The sequence below is a fragment of the Bythopirellula goksoeyrii genome (assembly GCF_008065115.1).
In the GTDB taxonomy this organism is placed as follows: domain Bacteria; phylum Planctomycetota; class Planctomycetia; order Pirellulales; family Lacipirellulaceae; genus Bythopirellula; species Bythopirellula goksoeyrii.
The window spans coordinates 2,931,386-2,948,509 of the sequence record NZ_CP042913.1 but is presented as its reverse complement, the minus strand read 5'-3'; the positions used below and the strand labels follow the sequence as shown (position 1 = coordinate 2,948,509).

Below are 17,124 nucleotides of genomic sequence, written 5' to 3'. Positions count from 1 at the left end.
GGAGAAGAAGTCACATCAATATCACATGCCATCGCATCGCGGTATCCTCCTCTGGGTAGCCAATTCTAGCCTCAATCTCGTCACAAGCTCTATGTCACACCCCGCCACAGTCTCGCCACACTCCGCCAGACTCTCACCTTGGCGGAGACTGGTATCATTTGGCGGATTGTGAGGGGAAACCTTTCCAGCTTCCTAGGATCAGGAGCTTCAAGCTCATGTATTATATTGCACAGGCATTCATTGCGGCTCTCAGCGAAGCTATACTGATTTGAGTGCAACCTTTTTGGGAATGGGGACGTTCGGTAACAATTCTCCGAGGTCTCCAGATTGTTGCGAGGCAAGAAAGCTATTTATACCGTCGCAATCTAGACACAATGCCATGCCTGCTAACTCAGCCATAGAAGTGGATTGCCCAAATTGTGGGGCTACTTTCAACATGCCGTCTCGGCTGCTGGGGAAAAATACGAAATGTACCAAATGCGGCAAAGCTTTTACTATTGAAAAGAATCTGAGTCTCGAACAATCCTCTGACCAAACACTAGCGTCGGATGGAATTCCCTCAGTTAGTGACTGCCTCACTTCTGACTGGTATTTCCAATCGATGGGAGAGACTATTGGTCCGATCTCTTTCTCCGAATTTAGCGAACGCAATTTGTCTGGGCAGGTCGCGCCAAGCACATTGGTCTGGACAAACAAGTTCCCAAATTGGCTGGCTGCAGATGCGATTCCAGGATTACTTGAGATAGCGAAGCAGTCGGGGGCCAATGATTCCCCGGGAGACTTGGGGCATAGAGACAAAGAGACCGGGCACACTCGTGCATCACATCCATCTACTTCCCGAAAAGAGTCTTTAACTCAATGTCCTGATTGCGGCGCTACCATATCCAGGCGAGCGACAACCTGCCCCAATTGTGGCGCTCCACTAAGTAGCGCAGAGTTCAAACAGGAGTATGTTCCAAACAACCCCAAGATCACGGGAACAGATCCTTTCGCTGTGCTTACATTGATTTCCGGCATCTTATCACTACTAATCCTGCCAATCCTTTTCGCACCGATGGCGCTAGTATGCGGAACTGTCTCCACGAACAGCCTCATGCGAAATCCCTCATTAGGTGGCGGAGGTATGCGAACTGGTGGAATGATTCTTGCTGGCTTGTCTTTGTTGATAATGTTTGTACGCCTAGCAAGCATATAGTTTCCCAGCTGAAACTTATCGCAATTGCCTCACTTCTCAAACTCTACCTGAACCCACCAATGTGCCTGGGTCATTTCTTGCAGGCAATGTGGCCTGAGTTTGAACGTTTTCTGCAGTATTCTCATTTTGTCCATGGATTACTCATGGATTTAGTTGAAAGCCGTCACTTGGGCAATTAGACTCGGCCTAGTGAGGACATAACACTACTCTGCCCAATATTCGAGAAGATGATTTAGTGGCTTTCTGCCGAGATCCATGGATCCAATTAATATGCAAGTCACTACCGCTTGTCCTCACTGCTCTGCCCGGTTTCAAGTCGCTCAAGCCGTTATCGGCAAACGTACACGTTGTACGAAATGTGGAGAGCGTTTTGTACTTGCCGAAGTCCCTGCTACCCCAGTTGTGATAGAAAAACCGCCAGTCAAGAGTGCAGCAGTAAATCCAGATTCCTTTGACATTGACTTTGATGGGCCTACTCAGTCGCGGAATGATGTCGCTAATGTCCCCCCAGTACCTCCCTCGCCTCCAGAATTCAAGCATGAGGATTCAAGCACCACAGCCATTGCCCCCGACACTGAGAATCGATGGTTACGAAACACCGCGACTCCTTCGAGGGATTATTGGGCGTTACGTATCATAGCGAGGACCCTTGAATTCTTAGCAATTATTTTTGTCGTTCTTGCGGCTATTGCAATTGCGATTCTGTGTTATGAGTATTCAGAAAACCGTGTCAGCTCCGGCCAGAACCTTAGCGGATTTCTTTTTTATATTTTCCGATTGTGCGTCGGTGTCGGATTAGTCAATTTAGTCCTGCTGTTCATTTCTAACATTATTCGCCTCGGTATTCAGATTGAGCGAAATACTTTCGCATCCCAAGAGTTACTTGAGCAAATGGCTGTCGAAAAATCTCCGATGCCACATAGGCAACAATCTGAACCATAGTAGTATCCACAAATTCCATAGACTTGCTCTTGGAATACTTCTGGGCTAATATGGATGGTTTGGCCTACCTACTTCACGCTCTTTCAATGTAGAGGCTGTCCAGACCATGGTCCACACTTTTCTCTGTTCTTCTTTGGTAGTAACTCTCCTCAGCATTTCATCCGGCTGCCAAGGATGCAGAGAAAGCTCAAGCTCTCCGAGCCAACCTGCCCAACAAGAAGCTGATGACTCAACTTCTCAGGGTACTCAGGGAGAAGAAGCTTCCTCAGAATCTGGCAGTACTGAGAGCGAAGAGAGCGAAGGAGGGCCAAGCGGTGGTGAGAATGAATCGGAAACTTCAGATAAAAAAGGAGATGCGGGGCAAGCTGGCGATTCTGAAACCGGAGGGGCTTCTGGCGAAGGAAATGAAAGTTCCAATGGGAATGGCGGGGGCTCAGGAAATGGCTCACCTGCTAACGCACCATCTGGAGCCGGTGATTCAGCTACAGGCACAGGCGGTGTATCCCAGCCAACAATGCCCTCGCCAAAGTTTGATTCGCCTGAGGATGCTTTGGCTTATGCAAACCGTCAACGTGAGAAGTCTTCTGAACTATCGAAGAGTGGCGACAATGCTGAAGCCTATGAGCAGGCTCTGCAAGGGTGGCAATCGCTTCAGCCTCACCTGGCCGACAAAGCGTGCGATGAATTATCGGAAGATCTCTTAAAAGACTTAGAGAAATATGGAGAAGGACTTGGAGCTAAAGGCATTCCTATCATCGGTAAACCTCTGAAAATCAAATGAGACAGCTGAATGTCTGTGGTCTCCAAAAAAATCCGCATAGGTCTACGCACACGTATAAACTGTCCCCATTGCTGGGAAGCATTTGCATCCGAGGATGTACTCTGGGTTGCTACGCACCCAGATCTCCTTAATGACCCGAGGCTTGGGCCTGATAAGCATCAGAGGTTCTTGCCGACACGATTCAATGCTGAGGGGAATGCCATTGATATTCGTGGCATGGTTTGCCAGGAACTTGCTTGCCCTCGTTGCCACCTGACTATCCCTCGCGAGCTGCTGGAACTTCCCCCAGTATTCATGTCGATTGCTGGGACTCCTTCCTGTGGGAAGAGCTATTATCTAGCTGCGATGACGTGGACGCTTAGGCAAACCCTGCCCAGGAATTTTCTCCTCAGCTTCTCCGATGCAGATCCAACCTCCAACAGCATCCTAAACAAATATGAAGAAGATCAATTTCACAATCCGAGTTCTGATCAGATCGTTAAACTGAAGAAGACTGAGGAACAAGGTGATGCTTATGACATTGTCCAATATGGAGAACAGAGAATTAGCTATCCTCGACCTTTTCTATTTACCCTTCGCACTACACAGAAGCATCCTTCTGCTGAGAATGCCAGCAAGGTATCAAGAATCCTATGTGTCTATGACAACGCCGGAGAGTCTTTCCTTCCAGGGGCAGATACGGTTGCCTCCCCTGTAACACGGCACCTCTCGCAATCTCACGCAATTTTGTTTTGCTTCGATCCGACTCAAGACCCTCGTTTTCGAGAGGCTTGTCAAGGCCGTACCGACGATTACCAGATTTCCAAGGCACCTGTGACCGCCCGACAAGAGACTGTATTGCATGAGCTTGTGCATCGAGTTCGCCACCACTCAGGCCTCAAGCAGACCGAACGCAGGCAGCAACCCCTTATCGTTATGGTCACCAAATACGATGCTTGGTGGCCACTGAATCACTATGAGCGACTTCCAACCCCATGGCGTCCAGTTGGAAACAAAGGATTGTCTTGCCTGGACATGGATTTGGTTAAGAAAGTGTCTGATGCCATTCGAGGCTTATTGAGTCAAGTGACGCCTGAGCTCGTGAGTGCGGCAGAAGAATTCAGTCACCAGACGTGGTTTATCCCCGTGAGCGCTACAGGCAGCGCTCCGGAGTACATGGGCACGGTCGAAGGAAAGGAGCAGTGGGGCGTAAAACCAAAGAATATAAATCCCATGTGGTGCGAGGTTCCCTTCTTGACGGCATTGGCTTGTACGACGGGGGGATTAGTTCCCACCTGCCAACGAGCCACCAATTCACAATAGGCTGACGAGTTGAAGTCCATGATCGAGGAACTCATTTACACTTCATCACCTCAAGGGCTTAAGCCTGGGAGCAAGGGATTCTGTACCGTAGCTAGCACGGCAGGGATGGCCGCCAATCTGGTGGGCTTGCTTGAATCACTGAGCGGTTATCGGCACCTCGCCGAGCCTGGATCAGCAGATTCTGCGCGAAACCCGGTCGTCTACAGCCACCTGAAAGTTCGCTTGGGGGGACGCAGCCTCCAGATTCTCTCACGGGTTGCGGATGCAGGATTGGATTACTCAGGGCGTACCAATAAGCTGGCACACCACGTAGTACTTAGCTCAGTGAAACTTCCTGATCTAGGACCAACAGCCATCCAGGGCTACTCCGGATTCCATGAAATATCCTGGAGCGGTGAACCCCACCTCATAGAACGTCCGAGGGACCTACCAACAACAGAATTGAATCCTGCTGTCTGTGATTATTGGCAGGAGGTCACGGGAGACGCAGGATGGGGAGGCGTCCTCGCCGAGCGGTTGCTCCGCAGCAGGGATAACGAGCAATGGATCATCTATCCTTTAGGAGTCGAGCCGCTGCGACTTCTTGAAGAGTCGCTGGCTTTGCTGCCACCTGCCATACGATGGCAGACCACCTACACCACGTTTTATACCAAGATCCCTCCCGGGATTGATTGTCGGGTTCGATTTGCTGTTGATGGAACCCCTGAAGCCGAGCAGCTTCGCAAACGTTATGAACTAAAAGTCTTGGATCTCTGCCAGAAATTGGGATCTCCTTCGGAAGGTGCCTTCACGACTGCTGCTCGCACAGGTGACGTACCAGAGGCTAGTCATCCGGATTTGCCTTCGGTTTTGATTTCAGACTCTGACGAAGTAGAGCTGGTGGATGAGGATGCCTACGAAGTCAACTTAGCAGACGTCGTGACTTCTGCTCCTCCTCCTTTACCTAGACGATTTGAACCCAAAACACAGTCCCGTTTTCATTCGCAGGGAGAATCTGCAGAACGAAAGAGCGCCTGGCTCTTGGCAGGCGCATTGGCCGTGTTACTTTTCTTAGTTGCTAGCTCCTTTGCCCTCTACTATGGGTTCAAAAAGGATTGGTTCACCAAGGTAGCCAGCCAGGTTGCGGAGCACAGTTCGATTTCCCCACCAAAGAGCGAAGAGTCTAGTGATCCAGTTGCAACGGGCGCCGCATCAGAGGAAAAGGGTGTAGATGAGAAAAAGACACCGGCAGTGAAAGAGCAGCGGCTGCCCAAATCAGGTGAGATTGCTGATGAAGCGCGTCCAACAAATATAATACAAGAAAGCAAATTGGAACTAGATACATCAGGATCTCCCGATATTCCCAACACAATAACAGAATCGCATTTAGGAGCCTCCTTAAGCAAGAATGAGCCGAATCAAGCAACACATACAATTCCCGTTGCTGCATCAGATGCAAATGTTACGCCCGAGAACGCAACCGGAAATATATCCAAGGATGTAAATCCGTTTAAGAATCATATCGAGACAATCGATTTGTTGGAGCTAGATGAAAACAAAAGGCTAACACGATTTGAGTGGAGAATCCCTCTAAATTCAGAATTACAAGAAAGAGACCTGAAAGCTAAGTGTTATTATCCTGAAATTCTGAAGTCAGAAGATAACGAAGGAAAGATTCCTGGCTCGACTTTGCAATTTGATGATCAGAATCCGCTTAAGTTATGCCCTTCGGAGGAACGTGGCTCCCATATGAAACCACGCCTGCCAGCGATCTTGGAGCTAAACCCTGAAGGAACATTCCTTTCGTTAAAACTATCAAAGCAAGGGCAAAAGGAAAAATTCAGGAGGTATTTGTCTCATTGTGTTATTGATCTTTCTGCCTCCAGTGATGGTTCTTCTGAGACGCATCATTGTCTTTTGTCACTTCGCAAGAGAAGGAAGGTCGCGCCCACTATTAAGTTGATTGATGATTCCAAGCCTTGGGAGCAGCAGCTTAATACAAGAGAGTTGCTTTGCGCAAAATGGACCATTTCGGATACCGATCCAAGTTCTCGTTACTATCTTAGCTTCGTTGATTCCAATTCCGAGAGTAAAAACTTTGCTTCAGATGAGACTTCGCCGCTTCTGGTAACTTTTGGCAGCTGGAGAAATCTCTGGTTTCAAATATCACTCGAACTAAGGCCTAATTACACAAACCAGAACTCTGTTAACGGAGATTTCAACACGACGTTGACTTGGGTTGCAACGGAAACAAAACAGGAACCCAAAAAGATATCGTTCAAAATCATAAGTGACTGGATTATTGCAGCCAATGCATTCAAGAAATTTTGTAAAAATGAAGATCTGCTCGAAGATTCTTCAGGTTGGCAGTCGGCAGTTGATATCCTTAGAAAAGGAACAACTGCTGAAAAAGAAGCCCTCTTGAAAGGAGACGAGAAAGATCGTAGAGCGGTTCAAGAGAGATTCAATAAGCTGGATATTGAACACAATTCAAAAGAGTTTCCTGACAATTTCGATCCGGAAATGTGTTTAAAGGATTTGAAGAAGGTTGAATGCGACTGTGAGCTTGGAACAGCACTAAAGACTTACGATCCCACTACTTATGAAGAGTATGGGGCAGGAGAAATCATTTTTGAATCCACAGTTAACACTCGTCCCTTTCGAAGTTCCAAGAAGTAAACCGACATGAGCACCGACCTCTGGTTTCTGGATGACATACGTGATGCGGTAAACGCACCGGAGACTGCGGACCCCGATTTGGTCCGTGAGGCGTCGATTGCCTATAACGAATCTTGTCGCGAAGCGAATAAGCGTTTGAGGCAGGTCGACAAACTGCTGCGAGATGGCTTGCGGAGCGAGGCGATCCAGTCGGCCGAGCTAGAACCCCCATTACTGAATCACGTCGCAGATCTTGATTTCCCCTTCCTGGAAGAATGGCAAGGGATGCTTGCGCAATGGAATCTGCAACTACCACCTCAGTTAGAACTCGATGCTGCCAAGCGACTCAACGTGGCCTATGCCGAGATACGTCCCCTTGAGCAGTTACTCAGGCAACATCGGCTTTTGGCCCTGGCTCGGGCACCCTTGTCGGCACGCATTGAAGTGTTGAGAAAACTCACTGCTCTCGATGAGCTTAACTTTTCGTGGCAAACTGACCTTGCTGACTACGAACGATTACGATTGCGTCAGATTAAGTCGGAGGCTGCGGAAGCGACTCTCAATGGTGATCTCGCCAGACTTTCCGAATTGCAAGCTGAGCTGAACAATGCGAAATGGTCCAGTGAGGTCTCACCCGATCTAGTGAAGGAGATTAGGGAAGGCTATCGCTCCCTCGAACATCGCGACGCACGCCAACAATTGGAAGAGTTGGTGCCTCAACTCGATCAAGCATACAGCGAGTTCGATGTCCCACGCGCAGCTGAATTGACTACTAGATGGAACGAGTATGCTCAGCTTGTGAGCCTTTCCCCACAAGACCCCTTAGCCCAACGATCAGGCGAAGCGATTGAGTGGGTCAACGAGCAGCTCAGAACGGCAGATCGACAACGTGAATTCGAGGCTAGACTTCAGTCACTGGAAACAGCGCTCGAACGAGATGATCCTAAGCAGAAACTAGAATCCCTCCTACACAAGACGCAACGATTTGACCTTCCGATTCCCGAAGGCCTTCTGACTCGCGTGCAGGATCGCATTGCAACACAGTCGGCTCATTCACACCGCCGCGGTCGGTTGATTGGTGCCTCAATCGTTGCATCACTGATAGTGATAGCGGTTGCAAGCTTTGCCTACTGGAGAGTGCAGCAACAGCGAGAGACTTTACTTGAGCACCGCACGGCCTTTTCCGAGTTGGTTGACGAAGAGAGCTGGACCCAAGCGGAGAGCTATTTTAGTGGGCTACCTCAAGACTTCCAAGAGGACGCCAAGATTCAATCGCTGCATTCACAAGTTGCAAAGGGAGTTAGTGAGGAACAAAGTCGGGCTCAAGCAATTGCTGAGCTGCTAGACTATGCAGAATCTCAAAGTGTCGAAAATCTCGACAAAGCGATTTTGGACCAGATTAGAGAACTCGCAGAGACTGAAGATGAGAAGCAACGCCTCGCCAATCTCGAGTTCAAGCTTCGCAAGTACGACCAACAACAGCAAGTGGTTCGTGACAAAGCATTCCTGGCAGCCGTCAAGAAGTGGAGCGAAAAACTAGCCGTTCTCGAACGGAATGGCAGCTCGGATGAAACGGAGACTTGGTCACTCCTAACGAAGTTGCAAGAAGACCTTGCAAGTCACTCAGGAGTTTCCTCTAGTCTCCGCAACCGTGGCGATGTGCTTGAGAATAAGCTGCGTACTATTATCCGGCAACAAAGTGAAGCCGATAAAGAACGTCGGTTGATGAATGCAGTATACAAGTCTGCCGGCCGTATCGATGTATTTGAGAAAGCACTGGCTGATGTGGTAAGAGAGCAGCCTGACTCTCTTGCTGCCTCGAATGCGAGACAGGTAATAGGGGAGAAGGAAGCCTGGCTTTCCGTAATCAAATGGGATCGTTTTTGGTCTGAGGTGAGACCCAATTGGACAACGCAAACTGCAATGGAGGCTACCGAGACACTTGACTTAGGCAATGAGCTAGAGCAACAGACTTTGGAGAATGTTCTCAGCAAAGAATTTGAGAAACGCAAGCCTTATTTAGATAAGGTGGTCGCTCGGAAGGACATCAATTTGGCAGAACTCAAATACTCACTCGTGCAAAACAAGTTCATGTACAACCTCTGGATGGTGGTCGACAAGGAAAACACTCGCTTCTACTGTCCCGAAGCTCCTCAGGAAGTCGGTTCAGGTAAAGAATTGAGATTTAAGTACCTAATAGACTCATCCAATCCTCCTAAGTCGAGAGCCCTACAGGCAAGCAGTGTTATCTGGCATGGTCGCGCACCTCAATCAGACATTGCAGAGGAATCGAAAAACAAACTAGACCAACTGCCGACTGAGAACTGGGACAAAACCTTCTATCTCCTCGCCAGCAATATCCGCGAAAAGCTAAAACAGGAGCATCCGCTGGACGCTGTTTTGGGCCTGGATTTGCTTCGTAGAGTTTTACAGACGGGCTGTGACGGAAGTTACCAGTTTCAAGAGGCATTCGAAGGAGTCATCGAGGAGATCGATAACTCGGGAATTGACTTTTCCGTAGCGTGGTACCTTCCCGACGACAATGATGCCCAGGCAGCGCGACGTGATGCTCAAGCAGTCGTCGCAGGATTCGTTGGTTTTGACGAACTTGTAAAGTCTAAGAAAGAGTTCTTTCGTTCCAATTGTCTACCCCCTAGCTATTCACTCACCTGGGTTGCTGTGCTAGGCCGCAAGCAGGGCTCGGAATGGGAATGCTATCCACTTCTCCCCGAGACCTCTGAGGGAAAGCTGTATATCGCAACTACGTCAGGCAACAAGAAAGCACAATTGAAGCAAGTTGCTAGAGTGAATTCTGGAAAGGTAACATGGAGCATTGCAAAAGAGAGTCTTGAACCGCTAGGCACGCCGTTGTTTTTACGAACCGAACTCCCCGTCACAGCTAGTCCTTAACATTTACTCTTCATAAAAGGCCACTTGAGATGGGCGATTCTTATTACGTGCGAATTCGAGGGAGGGTCAACGGCCCTTTTGATGAAAAAAAACTCGCCGAGCTCGTCCAGCGTGGCCAACTAGGCAGATCGCATGAAGTTTCTTTGGATGGATACACTTGGTCTGATGCCGGTAGTATTGCCCATTTGTTCGTGAAGCCGAAGCAGACTGAATCTCCACAAAAAACTATTCCCAAAGCTCAAGAAACTGGAAATCGAGCGGCAGTGCTCCCTCAGCCACAACCTCCACCTGCTGAGTGGTATTATGCCGTCGACGGCAATCGGAAAGGTCCCGTCACATGGGCAGCCCTGCAATCAAAAGCATCCGCCGGGGAGGTAGCCAGTACGACGCTTGTATGGAAACAAGGCATGACAGACTGGTTGGCTGCTGCTGACATCACAGATCTAATCAACAACTCAGGAAAAAGTATTTCTTCTAGCGGAATTGGCTCTCCAAACAGCACGTCAGCGATGAGTTGGGGTGAGCTATTTCCTGTGTTTGGTGTATTAAACGATGGAAGTTGGACCTTGGCCTGGGTGCAGTGCCTGGCCGTTGCATTATTGTTTCCGTTGGTGGCATTGGAGTACCACGGAATCGAGACTCTTGAGCTTACTTGGGCTGCCCTGACCTTCTCGCTCTATTTCTCTTTGCTCTGGACTGCGTTCTTTCATTGGTGCATCGATCCCAGTCGCATCAGTCCCTGGAGAATGGCTGGAGTTTGGCTCTTTACTGCCACGCTTGGCATGCTCGGTGCTGTGATTGGCAGCATGATAGTGATGCCCTTTTTGGGAGATTTCTTGACGAATCCAAGTGAGGCATCATTTCTGAAGCGATTCGTGGGCTGGACATTCGGGGTGGGACTTACAGAAGAATCAGGCAAGCTACTCGCTCTGCTCGTGGTCGCCTCACACCTGAAAGTTGATAAACTTCCCAGGACCTACTGCTTCTTAGGCGTTGTTAGTGGGTTAGCTTTTGGCACGATCGAAGCGGTCGCGTACACCCATGGTTACGTAGCCCAGCATGAGAATTCGACAGACCCAAGTTCTCAAACATATGGAGTGCTGCTGTTCTTGTTCATGCTGCGTTGGCTGAGCTTGCCGTTGCTGCATGCGGTCTGGGCCGGACTTGCGGGGTATTTCTTGGGCCTTAGTTATTACGCTCGCCACAACTCTTGGGGCTGGGTACTTCGAGGTGTTTTGATTGCCGCTGTTTTACATGGCCTCTACGATCTTGGCGCTGGTGACGAGAGTTACTCCTGGGTGGCCATTGCTGCTGCGGCAACCTCTCTCGCGCTGTTAGTGGGCTACCTTCGATCCGAGGATACTATGATTGACCGAGTTAGCTCCTACGAGCCGAAGCCTGCCAATGTTCATTGACCAGATTTAGTAATCAAACATCCCTAGTACATCTTCCATCGCTAAGGCAACTAACATCCCATGAACAATAATCTCCCCGCAAAGCTGTCTTGGCTTCGGTCTGACCCAGAGTGCCGATTGGGTTTGAAAGGTGCTCGGTTTACGAGGACATCATCCTTATTTACAGGAATGATAGCCCTGTTGCTTACTATCTTGTTTTACATGGGAATTAGGTTTCTGCCGTCTAATTTAAGCCCCGTGGTTGATATTTTCTGCAATCGGGGACCGATACAGTACTTCTCCGTTTTCGCCACTAGTTGGGGAGTCGCCATACTTATCGTCAAGGGGCTGAAGCTTAAGCTACAACAAAAATGCCTCGATCATGTCATCGTTCCCCAAGAGAGCGACTTCGTACTTTCCACGACGACGGTCGAAGATGTCTTCGAGAATATCTACAAAATAGTGGACGATCCAAAGCATTTTGTCTTGTTCAATCGAATCGCAGTGGCACTTTCCAATTTGCGCAATCTTGGCCGTGTCACGGATGTTGATGAGATTCTTCGCAGTCAAGCAGAGCACGACGAATCCATAATGGAGTCCAGCTACTCGTTAATTCGAGGGCTTATTTGGGCAGTTCCGGTGCTGGGTTTTATTGGAACCGTCTTGGGACTTTCTGATGCCATCAGTGGGTTTGGGGGAGTCATGGCTGCAACGGAAGACATGGGCGAAATTACAACTGCACTAAAGGGGGTAACTTCTGGTTTGGCGACCGCCTTTGACACGACCTTGGTTGCCCTTGTGGCAGCTCTCTGTCTGCAATTGGCGACCACCTTTTTACATAAGAACGAAGAAGAGTTTTTGGATAGCTGTACTGAGTACTGTCAACGCAACATCGTAAACCGCTTGCGCATCATGCCGTTCCATTCAGATGAAACGTAAACGCTACCAACCGCCGTTTTCCTTGTTCTCTTTTCAGGACATTATTACTTCTGTTACAGGAGTAATAATGTTGATGACTTTGTTGTTGGCTCTTGAGCTTACAACTCGAACACTTGCCAAACCTTCGGCAACAAATGCGAAGGAAGCGGCTCAGCTGAAAGAAGACATCAATAACGCCGAAACTCGGTTGTCGAGTTTGACGAGTTACCTTAACTCGCACAGCGGTTTGGATAGCGATTTGGGAAATTTCACGAATCGATCGGCTACTTCTGAATTGGCAGCACTCTCGGAAGAAAGCACTCTGTTGCGAAATAAGATTTCTCAATTGCATTCGCAAGAAACAGAGTTGCGGGACTTGTTAAAGACGGCGAAAGCTGATTGGACAAATCGAAACCCTGAAGTCGAATCTCTGAAAACAAAACAGAAGGAACTGGCGGCAGTTGAGGCGGAGCTGACCGAATTGAAGAATTCACAACGTGTCTTTTATAACCAATCGGATGTTGGTGGTCGTCAAGTCTACTTAGTGGAACTGTTTGGATCGGATATTCTAGCAGCCCAGGCAGGAAAGAAATCTCCGCCAGAGAGATTTCCCAGCCCAGGAGCAGAGTCCGCTTTTCTTAGTTGGGCTGGTAGGCAATCATCTTCTCGAGTCCGATTTGTGATCATCGTCCATCCTGGGACAACCGATTCTTTCAGAACTCTTTCCCAGAAGTTAAAGGACAAGGGGTTCAAGATTGGTTACGATTTGTTGCCTGCTGATAAAATTGCCATTGATGCTGAACAGGGCGCGGGGTGAATCATGGCACAACGACGATACTTTCACAACGACAGCAGTCTCGAACTGCTGTTGGATACGATCACCAATGCGTTTGGTGGCATTCTATTCTTAGCCCTCCTAGTTGTCGTACTATTGCAAAACACCAGTAAGGTTCACGAAGATGTACCTAACATCAGCCAAGCCACTCTGTCTGAGCTCCGTAGTACTCTTCAAGATATTGAAGCAAAAGTATCCTCACTGAACCTGGAAGTCGAAGCGCGCGAAGCAATAGCCTCTAATCTTGCTGATCCCACCTTAGAATCTACGCTATCGAAGCTCGCTGCACTAAGGCAATCAAAAAGCGAGTTGATCAGGGATAAATCCTCAATTCTCGAAACTATCTCACGCTTACAAGGTCAACTAAACTCACTTGATGAGAAAGGCGAACTATTGGAAGCGGAGATCGAGGAATTGGGATCTGCATTGGAGATCACCCAAAAAAGTCTTGAAGAAGAACGAGCGAGACGAAAGATAAATTCTCCTTTCCCTGAAGAAAAAGCCAGTTCTAAAGCGCACATTCCAGCAACTGTTCGATATGGCAGATGGTACCTATCTCGTGACCCAGATGGTGAATTCAATCTCGATGATTTTGTTGTGCTAGATAATTCAGGAAAATACTTGACGATCACTCCAAAGCCATATCGTGGGATTCCCATAGTCCAAGGAGGCAAACTTTCAAAAAGACTTCTCGAATACTTGAGCAAGCAGAATCCTGCGAGTAAACATATTGAGATTTCTATTTGGGATGATTCCTATCTCGAATTTCAACACCTCCGCGATTACTTGGTAGAGCGCGGCTTTGAATATCGTCTAATCGCGGTTTCTCAGGGAGACGAAGTAGTCGAGGGGTATGTGCCGAATCCGCAGGTTCAGTAACTAGTACATTGGTAATTTAGCTGCACAAAGCGTCGCTTGTTCATAAAGGTAATCCAGATGAAAAGAACAGCATTGTACATATCAAGTCTTTTTTGCTTCTTAATACTGCCATGCTCGGCTGAACAAGATGACATCAACCGCCCCGCTCTGGGAATGACAGTTGTAGATATTCCACAAGACCCTGACTTAATCAGATTATTCACTAAAGCTTTAAAAAGTCCAACACAAATGCACTGGCCAGGAAGACAAGGAGCAGTGGTCGTAAACGTACTCGATGGCAGTAATGCAGCTGCAGAAAAGATCAGGATAGGTGATCTAATAGTTCAGATTGGGAAGGTCAAAATAAAGTCAGCCACTGACGTCAACTCGTCGCTTAAGAAAGTAAAGGTGGGAGATGAGATTCGACTTGTGTTTCGCTACCCAGAGTTTTCGGGTGGTAGAATCAAATGGGTTCTAAAGGGAGTCGAGATCACAGTTCAAAGTTATCTCGAATTGATTAAGAAGCAACTCGTAACTAGTAATGACAAATTATCTGGGCTTAGGTACACATCGCACAAAGATGCTGATCAAGGTCTTACTACAAACAGAGTCTCTTTGAAGCTTGCATCAAAGGAGGGAATACAAATCCCAGTAATAAAAGTCATGTATCGAGGGGATACCTGGTTGTTTGTAGATTCACTCACATTTCTTGTAGATGGCAAAAAGATAGAAGTCGATCCGGAATACAGCGAATTTACTCGCGAAAATACACACGAGTTTTGTTGGGAATGGGTCAATTTGGTAGGAAACCCAGATTCACCCACCGATTCGATATGGGAAATCTGCAAATTGCTTCAAGACTGTGAATCGGCATCTATTTTCTATCACGGCAAGAAGTTTAGGGAAGAGCACGAATTAAGTCACACAGAATTATCTGAGATTAAAGTACTTTTAGAGTATCTTCAATATCAGCGTGGTAATTAAGATGGCAACTGCTCATTGTTAGTTTCAGGCAGTTTTGCGTTGGTGCGAGTATCCAATTAAAGTGAACTTTTCAACATAAAGAAAGCTGGTCATGCCGATCAAAGTGAATTGCCTGAATTGCGACAAAACGATCAAGGCTTCCGACAAGTACGCTGGCCAAAAAGCAAAATGCCCTGGTTGTGGTAACGTGTTGAGAATTCCTGAGTTGACTGCTATGCCTCCTATTCCAATAGCGGCAACGGTCGAGCCGTCTGCGCCACCTCTACCTGATCCACCAAAGCAACAAGTCGTCCAGGAAGTGTTCAGTGATTCTGGTCGAGGCAATACGGCAAAGGAACAGGACTTATTGGTGGTCAGGCCATCTACTTTTCGCACAAGACCGATCAAATACGTCCTTGTATGTTTCTTGATCTTTATAGGAATTGTCCTGGCTTCGGTAGCGGAAGATCCGAGTACGGGTCAGTCTTTGCCTTGGGTGTGGGGAATTCCGGCTGCTGGGTTGTTGCTTCTCGCAAAATGGCACTTCGAGAAACTCACTACTTCGCTTAAGATCACAAACAGGCGTTCTATTCTAAGGCACGGTATTTTATCAAAACGAACGCGGGAAGTGAGGCACTCTGACGTGCGACTACTACAGATCGATCAGTCCATGATTCAGCGTCTGTTGAGTGTCGGAAGTCTCTCGATAGCCAGCGCAGGGCACGGTGAAGTGGAGATCATGGTCAAAGGCATCAAGAACCCAGAACACGTAAAAGAAACAGTGGATGGCTACCGTCCTTGATCCGAAACTTGCTCACATGCAAGTACTATGGATAGTTATGATATATGTATTAGTCCCCCAAGTGAATTCAAGTAGGTCTTCTTCTCCGACTACGTATCTAAGAATGCGAAGATGGATGCCTCTAGCGACTAACACGAGTCCCATAAGGAAGATAAGGTCGGAATGCTACTACGGAGGTAAGTGGTAGACAATGGAAGTCTAGGGAGAGCTGTCAGCGCGCGCTTTGGAATTGGCCAATGATGGCCGCGTTAAAACCGACAGGTGAAATAATACGCTATAGCGATGGTAACCGAAGGAATGCAGGTGGAAATAAGGTTTTGCAAAATCTTGTGTTTTGCGTCCTGAGAGACTGCGCAAGGCGTTAGCTTGCATTACGGCTGATACTATGCGTTTGATTCTTGCGATACGCCCTGATCGTGTTGAGAATGGTGAGCATGAGTCCCCTTCAACGAATAATTACCAGTCTGATAGCCACTCTGGCGTTCTGCCCCCCGGTTGCACACGCCTGGAACGCTCTCGGCCACAAAGTCATTGCCGAAATAGCTTGGCAAACTCTCTCGCCAGAGAAGCAATCTGAGATTGCCGACACTCTCAAACGCCATCCCCGTTACGCTGAAGACTTCAGAGACCTGGAAACCGATCAAGAGATATTCCTACATGCAGCAACGTGGCCGGATATTGCCCGAGGGATTCGAGGGCCAGATCGCGACAAGTTCGATAAGCCAATCTGGCACTATGTGAACTTTCCAATCGGGGAAGGGAAAACAAACCTTGCGACTAATCCCAAGGATTCCAAGTCGATTTCTTGGAATGTGATGCAGGCCACCAACTTCTGTGAAAGCGTCATCAACAGCGAAGCTCCCCCACAAGAAAAGGCCCTCGCCTACTCTTGGCTCTTGCACCTGGTTGGCGATGCTCACCAGCCGATGCACTCGACGGCCTTATTCTCGGAGCGATTCTCCAAAGGTGATCGAGGAGGCAACTCGATCAAGCTTGCGAAAGGCCAAAACCTTCATTCCGTTTGGGATAACTTCATCGGTCGATCTCACACACTAAACAACGTGAGACTGAAGGTATTCCAACTAAAGTCTCAGCCTGAATTCTGGGAAGTCGATACGACCGGGAATATTTTCGATTGGATTCAAGAGAGCCACAAGCTTGCAGTGGAGTATGCCTACGACGATGCAATCCTGAATGCGATCGAAGGGACTGAAGATATACCGCCGATTGTACTTCCAGAATCTTACTACAAGCAGGCAGGTGAACACGCCAGGGCTAGGGTAGTTGCTGCCGGGTTGCGTTTAGGTGCCATGCTCGGGGGCAAGCAAGAACACATTGCTAAGAATCAGACAACTGAGCCAGCGTATGATTCTGAGGTGGAGGACCGGAGTCCGCTTGCTGCTGAACCGACCAGCAGGGTAAACGCCAAGGCTGACATCTCGTCTTCTCCTACAACCGGCTATTGGCTCAATACAAGTTCAAACGTCCGGCACAATCCAAGTTGTACGAACTTCAAGAATACTAAACGCGGCAGGCATTGCAGACCAGATGAGGGCAAGCCTTGCGGGATCTGTGGAGGCTGACAGC

General features: G+C 48.3%; 13 protein-coding genes. All 13 read left to right on the top strand.

Features of this window, described 5'->3' with window-relative positions; genetic code table 11:
* Window positions 1-289: 289 nt before the first annotated feature.
* The 13 genes from Pr1d_RS26670 to Pr1d_RS11575 all read left to right on the top strand — a co-directional run bounded on the left by Pr1d_RS26670 (window position 290) and on the right by Pr1d_RS11575 (window position 17,120).
* Window positions 290-1,195: a GYF domain-containing protein gene (locus tag Pr1d_RS26670; protein ID WP_390622088.1), complete on the top strand. Its 906-nt coding sequence runs from the start codon at window positions 290-292 to the stop codon at window positions 1,193-1,195.
* A gap of 270 nt (window positions 1,196-1,465) precedes the next feature.
* Entirely contained in the window at window positions 1,466-2,137 is a 672-nt protein-coding gene (locus Pr1d_RS11630) for an MJ0042-type zinc finger domain-containing protein (RefSeq protein WP_168205190.1), read from the top strand.
* 106 nt (window positions 2,138-2,243) lie between these two features.
* Window positions 2,244-2,918 (top strand): hypothetical protein, encoded by a 675-nt coding sequence (locus Pr1d_RS11625; RefSeq protein WP_148073685.1) that lies wholly within the window; start codon window positions 2,244-2,246, stop codon window positions 2,916-2,918.
* 168 nt (window positions 2,919-3,086) lie between these two features.
* Window positions 3,087-4,220, top strand: coding sequence for a hypothetical protein (locus Pr1d_RS11620; RefSeq protein WP_148073684.1), 1,134 nt, complete (start codon window positions 3,087-3,089; stop codon window positions 4,218-4,220).
* Between the two features lie 18 nt (window positions 4,221-4,238).
* On the top strand, window positions 4,239-6,878 hold the full coding sequence (locus Pr1d_RS11615; protein ID WP_148073683.1) for a GAP1-N2 domain-containing protein: 2,640 nt from the start codon (window positions 4,239-4,241) through the stop codon (window positions 6,876-6,878).
* 6 nt (window positions 6,879-6,884) lie between these two features.
* On the top strand, window positions 6,885-9,767 hold the full coding sequence (locus tag Pr1d_RS11610; RefSeq protein ID WP_148073682.1) for an AAA family ATPase: 2,883 nt from the start codon (window positions 6,885-6,887) through the stop codon (window positions 9,765-9,767).
* 29 nt (window positions 9,768-9,796) lie between these two features.
* Window positions 9,797-11,182 (top strand): GYF domain-containing protein, encoded by a 1,386-nt coding sequence (locus Pr1d_RS11605; RefSeq protein ID WP_148073681.1) that lies wholly within the window; start codon window positions 9,797-9,799, stop codon window positions 11,180-11,182.
* A 180-nt stretch (window positions 11,183-11,362) separates the two neighbouring features.
* Window positions 11,363-12,100, top strand: a complete 738-nt coding sequence (locus Pr1d_RS11600) for a MotA/TolQ/ExbB proton channel family protein (protein ID WP_238476690.1) — start codon at window positions 11,363-11,365, stop codon at window positions 12,098-12,100.
* Entirely contained in the window at window positions 12,090-12,896 is an 807-nt protein-coding gene (locus Pr1d_RS11595; RefSeq protein ID WP_168205187.1) for a coiled-coil domain-containing protein, read from the top strand. The genes Pr1d_RS11600 and Pr1d_RS11595 overlap by 11 nt, the downstream gene beginning before the upstream one ends.
* 51 nt (window positions 12,897-12,947) lie before the next feature.
* Window positions 12,948-13,793, top strand: a complete 846-nt coding sequence (locus tag Pr1d_RS11590) for a hypothetical protein (RefSeq protein WP_148073679.1) — start codon at window positions 12,948-12,950, stop codon at window positions 13,791-13,793.
* Window positions 13,794-13,850: 57 nt separating this feature from the next.
* Window positions 13,851-14,756: a PDZ domain-containing protein gene (locus Pr1d_RS11585; RefSeq protein WP_148073678.1), complete on the top strand. Its 906-nt coding sequence runs from the start codon at window positions 13,851-13,853 to the stop codon at window positions 14,754-14,756.
* A gap of 91 nt (window positions 14,757-14,847) precedes the next feature.
* Entirely contained in the window at window positions 14,848-15,537 is a 690-nt protein-coding gene (locus Pr1d_RS11580; RefSeq protein WP_148073677.1) for a PH domain-containing protein, read from the top strand.
* A gap of 434 nt (window positions 15,538-15,971) precedes the next feature.
* Complete coding sequence (locus Pr1d_RS11575) at window positions 15,972-17,120, top strand: S1/P1 nuclease (protein WP_168205186.1); 1,149 nt, start codon at window positions 15,972-15,974, stop codon at window positions 17,118-17,120.
* The last annotated feature ends 4 nt before the right edge of the window (window positions 17,121-17,124 follow it).